Origin of the sequence: Paracoccus beibuensis (assembly GCF_026162625.1) — a bacterium.
Classification (GTDB): domain Bacteria; phylum Pseudomonadota; class Alphaproteobacteria; order Rhodobacterales; family Rhodobacteraceae; genus Paracoccus; species Paracoccus beibuensis.
Window position 1 is genome coordinate 15,597 of the sequence record NZ_JAOTBD010000026.1, and the last position, 15,036, is coordinate 30,632.

11 protein-coding genes and 1 tRNA gene are annotated in these 15,036 nt (G+C 67.3%); 4 read left to right on the forward strand and 8 right to left on the reverse strand.

Going from position 1 to position 15,036, the window contains the following annotated elements:
* Positions 1 to 56: 56 nt before the first annotated feature.
* Positions 57 to 1,811, reverse strand: coding sequence for an acetolactate synthase 3 large subunit (locus OC159_RS14450; RefSeq protein ID WP_265501881.1), 1,755 nt, complete (start codon positions 1,809 to 1,811; stop codon positions 57 to 59).
* A gap of 149 nt (positions 1,812 to 1,960) precedes the next feature.
* A complete protein-coding gene (locus OC159_RS14455; RefSeq protein ID WP_265501882.1) occupies positions 1,961 to 2,800 on the reverse strand; it encodes an arginyltransferase in 840 nt (279 codons plus the stop codon).
* A 204-nt stretch (positions 2,801 to 3,004) separates the two neighbouring features.
* On the opposite strand from OC159_RS14455, the gene OC159_RS14460 reads away from it, so the two are divergent.
* Positions 3,005 to 5,836 (forward strand): [protein-PII] uridylyltransferase family protein, encoded by a 2,832-nt coding sequence (locus OC159_RS14460; protein WP_265501883.1) that lies wholly within the window; start codon positions 3,005 to 3,007, stop codon positions 5,834 to 5,836.
* Here the strand turns inward: OC159_RS14460 and OC159_RS14465 are convergent.
* Both OC159_RS14465 and carA read right to left on the reverse strand, forming a co-directional pair.
* Positions 5,797 to 7,893 carry a glycosyltransferase gene (locus OC159_RS14465; protein WP_265501884.1) on the reverse strand — a complete coding sequence of 699 codons (2,097 nt, stop codon included), beginning with the start codon at positions 7,891 to 7,893 and terminating at the stop codon, positions 5,797 to 5,799. The two genes, OC159_RS14460 and OC159_RS14465, sit on opposite strands and share 40 nt — an antisense overlap.
* A gap of 69 nt (positions 7,894 to 7,962) precedes the next feature.
* Positions 7,963 to 9,111 (reverse strand): glutamine-hydrolyzing carbamoyl-phosphate synthase small subunit, encoded by a 1,149-nt coding sequence (gene carA / locus OC159_RS14470; RefSeq protein WP_265501885.1) that lies wholly within the window; start codon positions 9,109 to 9,111, stop codon positions 7,963 to 7,965.
* Positions 9,112 to 9,279: 168 nt separating this feature from the next.
* Here carA and OC159_RS14475 point away from each other — a divergent pair, with 168 nt between their 5' ends.
* Positions 9,280 to 9,741, forward strand: a complete 462-nt coding sequence (locus tag OC159_RS14475; protein WP_265501886.1) for a GatB/YqeY domain-containing protein — start codon at positions 9,280 to 9,282, stop codon at positions 9,739 to 9,741.
* A gap of 75 nt (positions 9,742 to 9,816) precedes the next feature.
* On the opposite strand, the gene OC159_RS14480 is transcribed toward OC159_RS14475, so the two are convergent.
* The 4 genes from OC159_RS14480 to lipB all read right to left on the reverse strand — a co-directional run bounded on the left by OC159_RS14480 (position 9,817) and on the right by lipB (position 13,378).
* Positions 9,817 to 10,257, reverse strand: a complete 441-nt coding sequence (locus OC159_RS14480; protein ID WP_322626731.1) for a DUF2244 domain-containing protein — start codon at positions 10,255 to 10,257, stop codon at positions 9,817 to 9,819.
* 62 nt (positions 10,258 to 10,319) lie between these two features.
* Positions 10,320 to 11,996 (reverse strand): cytochrome c oxidase subunit I, encoded by a 1,677-nt coding sequence (locus OC159_RS14485; protein ID WP_265501888.1) that lies wholly within the window; start codon positions 11,994 to 11,996, stop codon positions 10,320 to 10,322.
* Positions 11,997 to 12,180: 184 nt separating this feature from the next.
* Positions 12,181 to 12,621, reverse strand: a complete 441-nt coding sequence (locus tag OC159_RS14490; protein ID WP_265501889.1) for a c-type cytochrome — start codon at positions 12,619 to 12,621, stop codon at positions 12,181 to 12,183.
* Between the two features lie 106 nt (positions 12,622 to 12,727).
* Entirely contained in the window at positions 12,728 to 13,378 is a 651-nt protein-coding gene (lipB, locus tag OC159_RS14495; RefSeq protein WP_265501912.1) for a lipoyl(octanoyl) transferase LipB, read from the reverse strand.
* 117 nt (positions 13,379 to 13,495) lie between these two features.
* Between lipB and OC159_RS14500 the strand changes: the two genes are divergently transcribed.
* A tRNA-Leu gene (locus tag OC159_RS14500) sits at positions 13,496 to 13,582 on the forward strand.
* Between the two features lie 225 nt (positions 13,583 to 13,807).
* On the forward strand, positions 13,808 to 15,016 hold the full coding sequence (locus OC159_RS14505) for a glycosyltransferase (RefSeq protein WP_265501890.1): 1,209 nt from the start codon (positions 13,808 to 13,810) through the stop codon (positions 15,014 to 15,016).
* Positions 15,017 to 15,036 lie beyond the last annotated feature (20 nt).

A 15,036-nucleotide genomic window follows, 5' to 3' on the forward strand; every position in this document is an offset into this window, starting at 1 on the left:
CCTCATCTTCTGTGCAGAAATATCGTGGAGGTGCGGGGGGCAGTGCCCCCGCGGGTTCAGACCAGAACCGCACCTTCCGATTCGATCACGCCCTGCGTCTCGGCCTCGCCCAGAAGCATCTCGTTATGCGGCTTGCCCGAGGGGATCATCGGAAAGCAGTTCTCGTGCTTCTCGACCAGCACGTCCAGGATGAAGGGACCGTCATAGTCGATCATCTGCTGGATCGCCGCATCCAAGTCCTTCGGTTCGCGCACCTGGGCGCCGGCGCAACCAAACGCCTCGGCCAGCTTGACGAAATCGGGCAGGCTGTCCGACCAGGACTGGCTGTAGCGTTCGCCATGCAGCAGCTGCTGCCACTGGCGCACCATGCCAAGGCGTTCGTTGTTCAGGATGAACTGCTTGACGGGCAGGCGGAACTGCACCGCTGTCCCCATCTCTTGCATGTTCATCAGCCAGCTGGCATCGCCAGCCACGTTGATCACCAGCGCGTCGGGATGCGCCATCTGCACGCCGATCGATGCCGGCAGGCCATAGCCCATCGTCCCCAGCCCGCCAGACGTCATCCAGCGGTTCGGGCCCTCGAAGCCAAGATACTGCGCGGCCCACATCTGGTGCTGGCCGACCTCGGTCGTGACATACCGATCGTGGCCCTTGGTCAGCGCCTCCAGCCGCTGCAGCGCGTGCTGCGGCTTGATGATCATGTCGCTGTTGCGGAAGGCCAGGCAGTTGCGGGCGCGCCATTGTTCGATCTGGGCCCACCACGCCTGCAGGCCGGCCCTGTTCACCTTGCGGCCGCGCGACTTCCAGACCTTCAGCAGGTCTTCCAGCACGTGACCCACGTCGCCGACGATCGGCACGTCGACCCGCACGACCTTGTTGATCGAGGACTGGTCGATGTCGATATGCGCCTTGACCGATCCGGGGCTGAAATCGGCGATGCGGCCGGTGATCCGGTCGTCGAAGCGCGCGCCGATGTTGATCATCAGGTCGCAGCCGTGCATCGCCAGGTTCGATTCATAGGTGCCGTGCATGCCCAGCATCCCCAGCCATCCCTTGCCAGAGGCCGGGTAGGCGCCAAGCCCCATCAGCGTCGAGGTGATCGGGAAGCCCGTCGCATCCGCCAGCTCTCGCAGCAGCTGGCTGGCGCCGCTGCCCGAGTTGATGACCCCGCCGCCGGTATAGAGGATCGGCCGCTCGGCCTGTTCCATCAGCTCGACCAGGCGGGTGATCGCGCCGATGTCGCCCTTCTTCGCGGGCTGATAGCTGCCCGTGTCCACCTGCTTGGGGCCGACATAGGTGCCGGTCGCGAACTGGACGTCCTTCGGGACGTCGATCAGCACCGGACCTGGCCGCCCCGAGGTGGCGACGTGAAACCCCTTGTGGATCGTCGCCGCCAGCTTGTCGGTGTCCTTCACCAGCCAGTTGTGCTTGGTGCAGGGCCGGGTGATGCCGACGGTATCAGCTTCCTGAAAGCCGTCGGTGCCGATCATGAAGGTCGGGACTTGGCCCGACAGGACGACCAGCGGGATGGAATCCAGCAGCGCGTCGGTCAGCCCGGTGACGGCATTGGTCGCGCCGGGGCCCGACGTCACCAGAACGACGCCCGGCTTGCCCGTGGCGCGGGCATAGCCCTCGGCCATGTGGACCGCGCCCTGTTCGTGGCGGACCAGGACGTGGGTGATGTCGTTCTGCTGAAAAATCTCGTCATAGATGGGTAGTACCGCCCCGCCCGGATAGCCGAATACGGTATCGACGCCCTGATCGCGCAGCGCTTCGACCACCATTCTCGCACCCGTCATCGTTCGGGACATCGTCTTGCTCCATCCATGCTGTTATGCGCCAAGTGCAAACATTCCGACCCGGCGTCGGCGCAAACTAGGGGCACCTCCGGGTATGGTCAATGGGGAATGGCGGGTAAAGTGACGCAGCCGAGGGGCAAATTGAAACTTTGTTTCGCGGCCTAGCGGTCAAACTGCGGTAAAGCGATCCGTGCCACCTGCTCGACGATGGGATCGACCGACAGGGGATGCGCCTCGTTCGAATGGGCACCGGGATTGCCGATGTCCTGCCAGACGCCGCCCTTGTAGATTTCGAGCGCGTCGAAGCGCGCTTTGTAGTCCATCTTGCGGCTGCCCGGCACCCAATAGCCCAGGTAGACATAGGGCAGCCCTGCCGCCCGGGCGATCTCGATATGATCGAGGATGATATAGGTCCCAAGACTGGCCGGCCGCAGGATCGGATCATAGAAGCTGTAGACGAGGCTGAGACCGTCATCGAGCACGTCCGTCAGGCAGACCGCCGCCAGGTGGTCGTCGCCCGCAATGATCTGCGACAGGTCGTCGCCGTTGCAGCGATACTCGATCACGCGGGTCTTCACCGGCGTCTCCTCGACCATGGCGGCGAATTCGAAGATGTCCATGTCGGCCATTCCGCCATCAGCGTGGCGGCTGTCGAGGTAGCGGCGGAACAGTTCGAACTGCTCCTCGGTCGCCCAGGCACTGGTGGCCAGGCGGCGGATCGCCCCGTTGCGCGACTGAACGCGCCGCTGCGTGCGAGACGGCTTGAAGTCGGCCACGCGAATGCGGGCCGACATGCAGGCCACGCAGCTTTCGCAACTGGGACGATAAAGCACGTTCTGCGAGCGCCGGAACCCCTGCCGCGACAGCGCGTCGTTCAGGTCCGCCGCGTTGTCGCCCTGCAGCGCCGTGAACAGCTTGCGCTCGGCCCGGCCGTGCAGGTAAGGGCACGGCTGCGGCGCCGTCACATAAAATTGCGGCGCATGGGGCAGGGTGTGGCGCATCAGGCAGCCCCCCTGCGGCATCTGTTCAGATAAGGCCTGGTCATGCGCGCGCTGCGAGTTCCGTTTGCCGATCCATGGGATAACGCGGCAAGCCTAGCAACGATTTCTTGACAGGCCAAGTCGGGAAACACCTAAGATACCACGCGTCATCGGCCCCGGGTTGTGTGCGTTGACTGCCCGGCCGCGACGGCTAATGTGGCCGTTATGGCCTTCGCGACCCGCATCACCCGCCTTCCGCGGCCCGTCGACCACGTCCGCGCCGCGGACGTGGCGGGGCTCTTTCCCGGCATTCCGGACCGGCTGCGCGACCTGATCGCGGGCGCCGCCGGCAGCAGCCCGTTCCTGGCCGGGCTGATCCGGCAAGAGGCGGATTGGCTGATCCCCGCGCTGGACCATGATGACGTGGTTGCGCGGGAAACCGCCGGTCTGGAGGATCTGGACGCGGACGCGCTGTCGGTCGCGCTGCGGCGGGCGAAGCGCCGGGTGGCAGCGCAGGCGGCGCTGGCCGACTTGGGCGGCGTCTGGTCGCTGGAGCAGGTCACCGGCGCGCTGTCAGATTTGGCCGACCGGGCGGTCGACCTTGCGCTGCGCGTTCATGTCGCGGCCGAGGCGCGGCGCGGCAAGCTGCCCCCGACGGCCGCCGACGCCGGCGGGATATTCGCGCTGGCGATGGGCAAGGGCGGCGCCAGAGAGCTGAATTACAGTTCGGACATCGACCTGATCGTGCTGTTCGATGAGACCGCCTATCCCGAAGACGCGCAGGCCGAGGCACGGGCCGCGCTGATCCGCGCCACCCGCCGGATGGCCGCCACACTCTCGGATGCGACCGACCACGGCTATGTCTTCCGCACCGACCTGCGCCTACGGCCGGATGCCGCGGTCACGCCGGTCTGCATCTCGACCGCCGCCGCGCTGGCCTATTACGAGGCCGAGGGCCGCACCTGGGAACGCGCGGCCTTCATCAAGGCCCGCGCCGCCGCCGGCAACATCCCGGCGGGCGAACGGTTCCTGCGGGAGCTGCGGCCCTTCGTCTGGCGCAAGCACCTGGACTTCGCGGCGATCCAGGACGCCCACGACATGCGGCTGCGGATCCGCGACCACAAGGGGCTGGGCGGACGGCTGGAGGTGCCGGGCCACAACCTCAAGCTGGGGCGGGGCGGCATCCGCGAGATCGAGTTCTTCACCCAGACGCGGCAGCTGATCGCGGGGGGGCGCGACCGCGACCTCCGGCTTCGGGACACTGTCGGAGGGCTGGCGGCGCTGGCTGAAAAGGGCTGGATCCCCGCCGACGTTGCGCAGGAGCTGACCGATCACTATCGCGAACACCGCGAGATCGAGCATCGCATCCAGATGGTGAACGACGCCCAGACCCACAGCCTGCCCAAAGAGGCCGAAGGTCTGGCAACCGTCGCCGCCCTGATGGGCGAGGACGACGTGGACGCGTGGTGCACGCGGCTGAAGGACCGGCTGGCGCGCGTCCATGCCCTGACGGAACGCTTCTTCGCGCCTGACGAGCCTGCGACCGAACGTCCGCCGCTGAGCGAGGAATCGCGCGCCATCATCCAGCGGTGGCAAGGCTATCCCGCACTGAGGTCGGACCGGGCGCAGCAGATCTTTCGGCGGATCGAGGCGCCGCTTCTGGACCGCTTGTCCCGCGCCGGCCACCCGACAGAAGCGTTGATGCGGTTCGACAGCTTCCTGTCCGGCCTGCCGGCGGGCGTCCAGCTGTTCTCGCTGTTCGAGGCGAACCCGCAGCTGATCGACCTGATCGTCGACATCTGCGGGACAGCGCCCGGGCTTGCCGGCTATCTGGCGCAGCACCCGGCGGTCCTGGACGCGGTTCTGGGGGGCAGCTTCTTCGCCCCTTGGCCGGGCGAGGCGACATTGCGGGCGGATCTGCAGACGGTGCTGCAGCGGGCGCTGTCGGCGCCGGGCGGCGGCTACGAACGCGCGCTCGACGCGGCGCGGCGATGGGCGCACGAATGGCAGTTCCGCATCGGCGTACACCATCTGCGGGGGCTTCTTGGCGCCGACGAGGCCGCGTCGCAATACGCGGAGCTTGCCGGCGCCTGCGTGGCCGCGCTCTGCCCCGTCACGGCCGAGGATTTTGCCCGGCGCCACGGGGCGCCGCCGGGTCGGGGCGCGGTCGTTTTGGGAATGGGGTCGCTTGGCGCCCGGGTCCTGAACGCCAGTTCCGACCTCGACCTGATCGTCATCTACGACGCCGACGGGGCCGAGGCGTCGGACGGTCCCCGTCCCCTGTCGGCGCGGCCCTATTACGCGCGCCTGACCCAGGCCATGGTCACCGCGCTGTCGGCACCCACGGCCGAAGGGCGGCTCTACGAGGTCGACATGCGGCTGCGCCCGTCGGGCCGCCAAGGGCCGGTCGCCACCTCGATCCAGAGCTTCGAGACCTACCAGATGACGGAAGCCTGGACGTGGGAGCATCTGGCCCTGACCCGCGCCCGGCCGGTGGCGCAGGTCGGTTTCGATGCCGCAGGACTGTCCGACCGGATCGAGGAGCTGCGGATGCAGGTCCTGGCGGCGCGGGGGCGGGACGACCGCGTGATGGCGGACCTTGCGGCCATGCGGGCGCGGCTGTTCTCGGCAAAGGGCCCCGACGGGCAGTGGGACGCCAAGCAGGGGCCGGGGCGGCTGCAGGACATCGACCTTCTGGCGCAGTCCTGCGCCCTGCGGGCTGCCGCGCCAGCGCGCACGACCGTCGCGCAACTGCGGGCAGGACACCGCGCAGGGCTGCTGGCGCCCGCCGAGGCGGACCGGTTGACCGTGATCTGGCGCAGCTTGTGGCGTCTGCATGCGTCGGCGCGGCTGCTGACCGACCGTCCGCTGGACATGGAGGAGATCGGGCAGGGCGGCCAGGCCTTCCTGCTGCGGGAAGCCGGCGCGTCCTCGCCGGAGGCGCTGGTCGAGGAATTGGCGGCCCTTGTGGCCGAGGCCGCCGCGATTATCGGGCCGAAGCTGCCTGCGGCCGAGGATCAGCCGGAGGCGAGCCGAAGCGGGTCCTCGGCCTCTTGACGGGGTGCGCCGGGGCTGGCCTGTTCGGCGGCTTCCTGCAGGTCGGCCGCGACCTCGGCCAGGTTCCTGCCGCCGATCCGGCCCAGCACCGGGATCGAGACCAACCCCTCCGGCAGGGTCGGCGCCTCTGGCGGCGTCTCGGCCTCTCCGAAGAGGCCGTGGGCGGTCTTGTCCCAATAGAAGGGGCGGGCGACGACCTCGTAGATGGCCTTCCAGCCGGCCAGGCACCCAAGCGGGAAATAGAAGTGCAGCGTCGGGACCCAGGGCATCAGGTGCCGGTGCTTGTCGCGGCGCACGGCGTAGAGGCCGACCAGGATGTTCAGCACCTCTAACCCCACGAACAGCGTGAACAGCGTCGGCACCATCCATGCCCCCACGAAACCGTCGAGCGGCGCGCGCAAAGGATGGGGGAGGCCGAAGGTCAGCAGCCAGAAGCTCCACAACACGGGGGCCAGCAGGTATTGCGACAGGGTTCCCAGGAACTGCACCTGAAACCCCCAGAAGCGCCAGGCCCCCAGGTCCCGGTGCAGCGCAACCGGGTCGCGCATGTGGACGGCCCAGGTCATCGCATAGCCCTTAAGCCAGCGCGAACGCTGCTTGACCCAGGGAAGTGCGCGGCAGTTCGCCTCTTCCTCGGTCGTCGTGTCCAGAAGTTCGGTGCGGAAGCCGCGACGGGCCAGCCGGACACCCAGATCGGCATCCTCGGTCACGTTCCAGGCGTCCCACGCGCCGATCCGTTCGAGGATATCGCGCCGAAAGAACAGCGTCGTTCCGCCAAGCGGCACGACCAGCCCCAGCCGCGCCACGCCAGGCAGCAGAACCCGGAACCATGCGGCGTATTCGACGGTGAAGCACCGGGCCAGCCAGTTCGTCCGCGGGTTGTAGTAATCCAGCACCCCCTGCAGGCATGCCACGTCCGCCGGGGCATGGGCAAAGCGGCGGGCGACCTTGTGCAGCTGGTCGGGGTCGGGGCGATCCTCGGCATCCCAAATGCCGACGATGTCGCCCCGGCAGAAGTTCAGGGCATAGTTCAAGGCGCGCGGCTTGGTCCTGATCGGCCCGTCGGGCACGCGGACCACGCGGATCCAGTGCGGCAGGCGCACGCCCGTCAACGCGGCTTCGGTCACGTTGTCGCTGGCCTCGATCACCAGCAGGATGTCGGTCAGCTCTCGCGGATAGTCGAGGCGCGACAGGCGCGCCACCAGCTTGCCCGCCACGTCGCTTTCGTGAAAGAGCGGCACCATCACCGAGATGATCGGCAGAGGGTCGTCGTCGGCAGGTTCCTCCGGCGCGGGAAGGTCACGATCGCTCTCGGCCCGACAGGCCGCGACGAACGAGGCCAGCTTCAGCAGCGCCTGAGATACAAGGGTCAGCACCGCCCAGCCCGTCAGGATGCTCACGAAGACCGCCGGCGCAAGCACCAGCCCAAGCACAAGGGCGGTCATCAGCAGGACCAGGATCGTCCCGCTGCGCTGCTGGTTCTGCGTGCGACAGCTCTCAGCGGCCGGGACGCGCGTTTCGGCCTGCCGGACAAGTCGGGTGCGGCGGTGGGCCAGGACGCCGGACTGGGCCTGATCCTCGCTGCACAGCAACATGCGGACATGGCCGAAGTCCTGCGGCAGTCGGTTCAGGCGACTGGCGAATTCCTCGGGTCGCGCGGTCGCGATCCACGTGACGCCGCCGATCCGCCGCCATGGAAGGATGCCATGGGTCAGGCAAAAGCCCGCGCCGGCCGCGTCGATCAGGCGCGGATCGGGCGGCGTCACGTCGGGATCGATCGCCGTTGTCCGCCACTGCCGCGCCAGCCCCTTGGCCAGCGCCACGGGCGTGACCACCCCCTGGGCCAGCAGCACCTTGGCCAGCGACAGGTTCCGTCGCTGCCCGATAAGAGTCGCCTTCAAAAGGTCTCCCGGATCAAGCGTCCCATCCTCGAGCAGGATCTGCCCGAGCGGCAGCGACGCCTTGGTTCCAAGCGTCGGCCCCCGCAGGATGACGCCATCATCGGCCTGCAGGTCGGACAGGTTCGCTGGCCGAGGCAGCGACAGGGGCAGGGCCATGGGCGATTCCCTTCTGGATCGCCCTTTCCTGACATGCTGTTCTTAACAACAGGTTAAAGCTGCAGCGCCTCAGCCCCGGCGCGCCTGCATCGAGTCCGCGAACCGCTTGAAGAGGTAAAGGCTGTCCTGCGGGCCAGGTGCTGCCTCGGGATGATACTGGACCGAGAAGACCGGCCTATCTTGCATGCGCAGCCCGCAATTGCTGCCGTCGAACAGGCTGACATGCGTCTCGATCACGCCCTGCGGCAGCGACTGCGTGTCGACCGCGAAGCCGTGGTTCATCGAGGTGATCTCGACCTTGCCGGTTTCGACGTCGCGTACCGGGTGGTTGGCGCCGTGGTGGCCGTGGCCCATCTTGACGGTTTTCGCACCAAGCGCCAGCGCCAGCATCTGGTGGCCGAGGCAGATCCCGAAGATCGGCATGTCCTTTTCCAGCAGGCCCTGGATCATAGGCACGGCATAGGCGCCGGTCGCCGCCGGGTCGCCGGGGCCGTTCGACAGGAACACGCCTTCGGGATTATGGGCCAGAACCTCCTCGGCCGTGGCGGTTGCCGGAAGGACGGTCACATCGGCGCCATAGGCCACCAGCGACCGCAGGATGTTGCGCTTGGCGCCGTAGTCCAGCGCCACGACCTTGAAGGGCTTGTCACTGGCGACCGGGCCGAAGCCCTTGCCCCATTCCCAGGTGCCCTGATCCCAGCGATAGCTTTGCGCGCAGCTGACATCCTTGGCCAGGTCCAGCCCGACGAGTCCCTGCCAGTCGCGGGCGCGGGCGACCATCGCCTCGATGTCGAATTTGCCGTCGGGATCATGGGCCAGCACCACGTGCGGCGCGCCCTGCTGGCGGATCGCCCGCGTCAGGCGGCGGGTGTCAACGCCGCCGATGCCGATCCGGCCCCGGCGAGACATCCAGTCGGTCAGTTCCGATGCGGCGCGCCAGTTCGACGGCTCGGTCGGGTCCCACCTGACGACGATGCCGCTGGCCACGGGGTCCTGCGCCTCGTCATCCTCCGGCGTGACGCCAGTGTTGCCGATATGGGGGAAGGTGAAGGTCACGACCTGGCTGGCATAGGAGGGATCGGTCATGATCTCCTGGTAGCCGGTCATCGCCGTGTTGAAGACCAGTTCGGCCACGACTTCTCCGGGTGCGCCGAAGCCCTGGCCGTAGAAGACGGTTCCGTCGGCAAGCGCTAGGCAGGCGGTCGGTTTTGCGGCCATGTCGGCACCTCTGGTCTGAAATCAGCCGGTGAATAGGGGCCACGCGCCCCAAGGTCAAGTCGCTCCGACCGCCGCCGTCACGCACTGCCGCTTGATAAGCGGGGGCGGGGGAACTAGATCGCAGTCTTTCCGGCGCATCCCCGCGCCCTCAGTCACGGAGACGGGATCATGGAACTGCGCACCAGGCTGCAGGCGGCGACCAAGGAGGCCATGAAGGCCAAGGACAGCGCGCGGCTGTCGACGCTGCGCCTTATCGGCGCCGCCATCAAGGACCGGGAGATCGCGGCTCGCGGTGGCGAGGGCGACGAGACGCTGAACGAGGGCGACCTGGTGCTGATCCTGTCGCGCATGGTCAAGCAGCGCCAGGAATCCGCCAAGGCCTATGAAGAGGGCGGCCGGCTGGAGCTGGCGGCCAAGGAAGAGGACGAGATCCGGATCATCCAGGAGTTCCTGCCGCGCCAGATGACAGAGGCCGAGACCCGCGCCGCCATCGACGCGGCCATCGCCGACATCGGTGCAGAGGGGATCCGCGACATGGGCCGCGTCATGGCGACGCTGAAGGACCGCCATGCCGGGCAGATGGACTTCGGTGCCGTGGGACCGGCCGTGAAGGCCCGCCTTCTGGCGTGATTTTCGGGTCGTGACGATCAAGGGGCGGCAGTCGCGTCTGCCGCCCCTTTTCCTTCGATTGGGGCGCCATCCGGATCAGGGCCTCAAGCGCCCGATGGCGCGCGTCAGTTCATCGCGCAGCGCCCGACGTTCCTCGGGCGTGAGAAACGCGCCAAGCTCGATCTCGCGCTGGCCGTCGGTCAGGGTCAGGTAATCCTCGACGGGTCCCTTGCGGATGGCCGCGCGCACCCAATAGCTGTTCGTCTGCCATTCCCGCACCGGGCGCCCCGGATCGCTGCGCCGGACCTGCAAGCGGTCGCGGTCGAGCACCAGTTCCTCTCGGGTCTGGCCCGTGCGATAGCTGTGCTGGATCGCCAGCCAGACGCCGCCGATGGCGATCAGCATGAAGGGCAGCAGCCCCCACAGCACCTGCGTCCCGAGCACCGCCAGGATCGGCAGCAGCAACAGCACCGCCGTTGTCCCGATGAACCACACGAAGCCCTTGCGGGGCAGAGAGCGGTGCGGCCACAGGGTCACTGTTTGCAAAACGGCCCCGGACGCATCCGGGGCCGTTTCCGTCCATTGATATGGCATGGGCCTTAGTGGACCGGAGTGCGGTCCCAGTCCTCGCGCTTGGGCAGCTGCTCGAACGTGTGTTCGGGCGGGGGCGAGGGCAGGGTCCATTCCAACGTGTCGGCGTACTCGTTCCAATAGTTGTTCTGGGTCACGCGTTTGCCGGCGAACAGGGTGTAGGCCATGATGCCGAAGAAGAACAGGAACGACGCGAAGGACAGATAGGCACCCCACGAGCTGATCGCGTTCCAGTAGGCAAACTCGACCGGATAGTCGATGTAGCGGCGCGGCATGCCTTGGCGGCCCAGGAAGTGCTGCGGGAAGAAGGTCAGGTTGGCGCCGATGAACATCATCCAGAAGTGCAGCTTGCCGGCCCATTCCGGATATTGGCGGCCCGACATCTTGCCGATCCAGTAGTAGATGCCGGCGAAGATCGCGAAGACCGCGCCGAGCGACATGACGTAATGGAAGTGCGCGACGACGTAGTAGGTGTCGTGATAAACGCGGTCCAGCGGCGCCTGCGACAGCACCACGCCGGTGACGCCGCCGACGGTGAACAGGAACAGGAAGCCGAACGCCCAGAGCATCGGCGTCTTGAACTCGACCGAGCCGCCCCACATCGTCGCGATCCAGGAAAAGACCTTGATGCCCGTGGGCACGGCGATCGTCATGGTGGCCAGCATGAAGTAGCTCTGCTGGGTCAGCGACATGCCGACGGTGTACATGTGGTGCGCCCACACGACGAAGCCCAGGATGCCGATCGCGGCCATGGCCAGAACCATCGGCAGGTAGCCGAAGATCGGCTTCTTCGAGAAGGTCGCGATGACGTGGCTGATGATGCCGAAGCCCGGCAGGATGATGATGTACACTTCCGGGTGGCCGAAGAACCACAGGATGTGCTGGTACAGCACCGGGTCGCCGCCCCCGGCCGGGTTGAAGAAGTTGGTCCCGAAGTTGCGGTCCATCAGCAGCATGGTGATGGCGCCGGCCAGGACGGGCAGGGCCAGCAGGATCAGCCAGGCGGTGATGAAGACCGACCAGGCGAACAGCGGCACCTTGAACAGCGTCATGCCGGGGGCGCGCATGTTCAGGAAGGTGGTGATGATGTTGATCGCGCCGACGATGGACGAGGCGCCCGATACGTGTACGGCGAAGATCGCCAGGTCCATCGAATAACCGCCCTCGCTGGTCGACAGCGGCGGATAGAGGACCCAGCCCACGCCCGAACCCAACTGCTGCGAACCGCCCGGCGTCAGCAGCGAGGCGATGCCGAGGCAGAGGCCTGCGACATATAGCCAGTAGCTGAGGTTGTTCATGCGCGGGAAGCTCATGTCCGGGGCGCCGATCTGCAGCGGCATGAAGTAGTTGCCGAAGCCGCCGAACAGCGCCGGAATCACCACGAAGAACATCATCAGCACGCCGTGATACGTGATCATCACGTTCCACAGGTGGCCGTTCGGGGTGCATTCGGCCGCGGCGTCGGCGATGAAACGCGCGCCTTCGAGGCACATGTACTGCACGCCGGGCTCGTGCAGTTCCAGCCGCATGTAGACGGTGAAGCTGACCGAGATCAGGCCGGCGACGGCGGCCGTGAACAGGTACAGGATGCCGATGTCTTTGTGATTGGTGGACATGAACCAGCGGGTGAAGAACCCGCGCTGGTCATGATGGTCGTCGTGGCCGTGTGCGGCTGCGTCTGCCATACCCGAACTCCCTCAAGATGTCTTCGAGCCGGCCTGGCAGACCGGCGTAATCACGCGGTGTTTAGACCAGAGGCGCGGACCGGGCAATGCGTCACTGTGGTCTTGAACCACAAGCCCCCGCCAGAATATCACATCGGGCGGGGGCAATGGCCTGCGAACCTGCGGCGCATCGCCGCAGGACCCGTTACTCGGCCGGGGCATCCGGCGAAACGCTGGCCAGGTAGGCCGCGACATCGGCCTGCCCCCGGTTCAGCTTGAAGGTCATCTTGCTGCGCACCGAATCGTCGCCGGACTTTTCCTCGACCCATGCGGTGGGGTCGGTGACATAGGCGGCCAGCTCTTCCTCGGTCCAGACGAAGTCGGGATTGGCTTCCTTCGCAGCCAGGATGCCGTCGCCGTAGTTATAGCCCTCCATGTGGGCGATGGGCGCGCCGACGATGTTCCACAGGTTCGGGCCGACGCCGCCGCCCTTGACGATATCGGTGCCGGTGTCGTCCTGGATCATGTGGCAGGCCCGGCACTTGCGGAATTCCTTTTCGCCCGCGGTGGCGTCTCCGGCCTCTTGTGCGACGGCGGGAATGGCTAGGGTCGCGCCCACAAGGGCACCAACGATGGCTGCTTTCATGCGTCTTTTTCCTCACTCGACCCGGATGGGCTATGTCTCCACGGGCAACCTACATGCAAGATCTGCAAGGAATCCAGCTACCGAAAGGTCGCAAGACGAAAATTGATCACTCCGCCTCGAAAACCGTGTCGAACGCCTGGCGCAGCGCCACGTCCAGATCCGCCATGGCGACCGGCAAGCCGAGGTCGACCAGCGAGGTGACCCCGTGCCCGCTGATCCCGCAGGGGACGATGCCGCCGTAGTGACCGAGGTCCGGGTCGACGTTGACGGAGATGCCGTGGAAGCTGACCCAGCGGCGCAGCTTGACGCCGATCGCCGCGATCTTGTCCTCGCGCATGCTGCCGTCGGGCAGGGCGGGCTTGTCGGGGCGGGCGACCCAGACGCCGACCCGGCCGTCGCTGATCTGGCCGCTGACGCCGAATTGTGCCAGCGCCTCGATCACCCAGGCCTCCAGCCGGGCGACGAAGGCGCGGACGTCGCGGCCGCGGCGGTTCAGGTCCAGCATGACATAGGCGACCCGCTGCCCCGGCCCGTGATAGGTATATTGCCCGCCGCGCCCGGACGGATGCACCGGAAAGCGCGCCTCCAGCAGATCCTGCGCCCGCGCGCTTGTCCCGGCGGTATAGAGCGGCGGGTGCTCGACCAGCCAGATGGCCTCGGGTGCGTTGCCGGCATGGATGGCGGCCACGCGCGCCTCCATGAACGCGACCGCGTCCTGATAGGGCGTCAGCCCGTCGCTGATGATCCATTCAACCATGCCCGGGATGTGGCGCGGGGCAGGGCGGCCGTCAATGACGATATTTCCGCGCACGGGGGCAAGAATGCCCCTTTTCATCGGCCCGCGGCTCGGCTATCAGGCGGCCACTGCCCGGATGCGGTCGTGGCGGAATTGGTAGACGCGCAGCGTTGAGGTCGCTGTTCCTTAACCGGAGTGGAAGTTCGAGTCTTCTCGACCGCACCAACATTTCTCTGAAGAACGATGCCCTGGCACTGCCTGCTGTCGATGCAGACCCGCAGGGGTGGTGCGCGCAGAGGTTGCAATTCGAAACCGCCGCCGCGCCCTGGCACTGGGGAACAATCCATGCGCAGGCGTGTTCAAGAACACATGACAACTGCCGCGCCGTTCCCTGTACGATCCTGTGTCGCGATCCCCGGGCCCCTGCCGGACGGTGCGCTGCGAATCCTCATGATCTGCCCGCCGCTTCCCAGCCATCTCAGGGCCTTCGAGGCCATCGGCAACGAGCTGCTGGCGCGGGGCCACCAGGTCATCTTCCTGGCCGAGCCGGATGCGGGCGTCTCGGCCCATCACGTCGTCCATGCGCTGCCGCCGGACACGGCCTTACCGCACGGTCGGGGCTTCATCCGCGACATCCGCGCCGGTGCACGGCGGACCGACCGGCTCTGCCGCTTCGGGCCGCAGATTATCACCGAACTGTCCCCTGACCTGATCCTGGGCGACCAGACCGAGCCTGCCGCAGGCCTGCTGTCGGAAGCCCTGGGGGTGCGGATGCTCTCGGTTGCCTGTGCGTTGCCGTTCGATCCGGAGCCGGGCGTGCCGCTGCCCTTCCTGGGCTGGCCCTACGATCCGACCGAGGACGGCCTGCGGCGCAACGACGGCGGCCAGACGGTTGCGCGGCTGCTGATGACCCCGCATCGGAAGGTGATCGGGGACTGGGCGAACCGCTGGGGGCTTGGGAGGCGAGAAAGCTTCGCCGACTGTCTTTCGCCCCTGGGGACGCTGGCGCAGACCGTTCCGGGCTTCGATTTCCCGCGGCCCGTCAGCAGCGGCCGCCTGGTCGAACTTGGCCCCTTTCGCCGCAACCCGCCGGAAACATTCCCCCGTGACATCAAGCCCGACACGGCGCGGCCGCTGGTCTATGTGTCCCTTGGCACGCTGCAGGGGCACCGCTGGCCGTTGATGGCGCGAATCGCGCGGGCCTGTCGAAACCTGGGCGCGCAGGTGATCGTCTCGCACGGGAACATGCTCGAGGCCGCGACGGCCGCCCGGATCGACGCCGACTGGGTGCGTAGCTTCGTGCCGCAACGGGCGGTGCTGGCGCGTGCGGACCTGTGCGTGACGCATGGCGGACTGAACACCACGCTCGAGTGCCTGGTGCAGGGGGTGCCGATGCTGGCGATCCCCTTGGCGCATGACCAGCCGGGCGTGGCGGCGCGGATCGAGCGGTCCGGCGTCGGCCTGCGCCTTTGCCGAATGTCGCGCGGGCAAGGCCGGATCGAAGCCGCGCTGTCGCGGCTGCTCTCCGAGCCGGGTTTCGCCGCGAATGCCCGCGGCATGGCCGCGGCGGCCAGCCAGTTGCCGGGTGCCGCCGGTGCCGTCGAGCAGATAGAGCGTCTATTGACCTTGCGGGGCAGGAATGCGGCAAGAGCAGGCTGAAACTGATGCGCCCCCTGGGC

Bases quoted from the DNA above. Each gene is read 5' to 3' on its own strand.
- OC159_RS14450 (WP_265501881.1), bottom strand. From the start codon at position 1,811: ATGTCCCGAACGATGACGGGTGCGAGAATGGTGGTCGAAGCGCTGCGC.
- OC159_RS14455 (WP_265501882.1), bottom strand. From the start codon at position 2,800: ATGCGCCACACCCTGCCCCATGCGCCGCAATTTTATGTGACGGCGCCG.
- OC159_RS14460 (WP_265501883.1), top strand. From the start codon at position 3,005: ATGGCCTTCGCGACCCGCATCACCCGCCTTCCGCGGCCCGTCGACCAC.
- OC159_RS14465 (WP_265501884.1), bottom strand. From the start codon at position 7,893: ATGGCCCTGCCCCTGTCGCTGCCTCGGCCAGCGAACCTGTCCGACCTG.
- carA (WP_265501885.1), bottom strand. From the start codon at position 9,111: ATGGCCGCAAAACCGACCGCCTGCCTAGCGCTTGCCGACGGAACCGTC.
- OC159_RS14475 (WP_265501886.1), top strand. From the start codon at position 9,280: ATGGAACTGCGCACCAGGCTGCAGGCGGCGACCAAGGAGGCCATGAAG.
- OC159_RS14485 (WP_265501888.1), bottom strand. From the start codon at position 11,996: ATGGCAGACGCAGCCGCACACGGCCACGACGACCATCATGACCAGCGC.
- OC159_RS14490 (WP_265501889.1), bottom strand. From the start codon at position 12,621: ATGAAAGCAGCCATCGTTGGTGCCCTTGTGGGCGCGACCCTAGCCATT.
- lipB (WP_265501912.1), bottom strand. From the start codon at position 13,378: ATGGTTGAATGGATCATCAGCGACGGGCTGACGCCCTATCAGGACGCG.
- OC159_RS14505 (WP_265501890.1), top strand. From the start codon at position 13,808: ATGATCTGCCCGCCGCTTCCCAGCCATCTCAGGGCCTTCGAGGCCATC.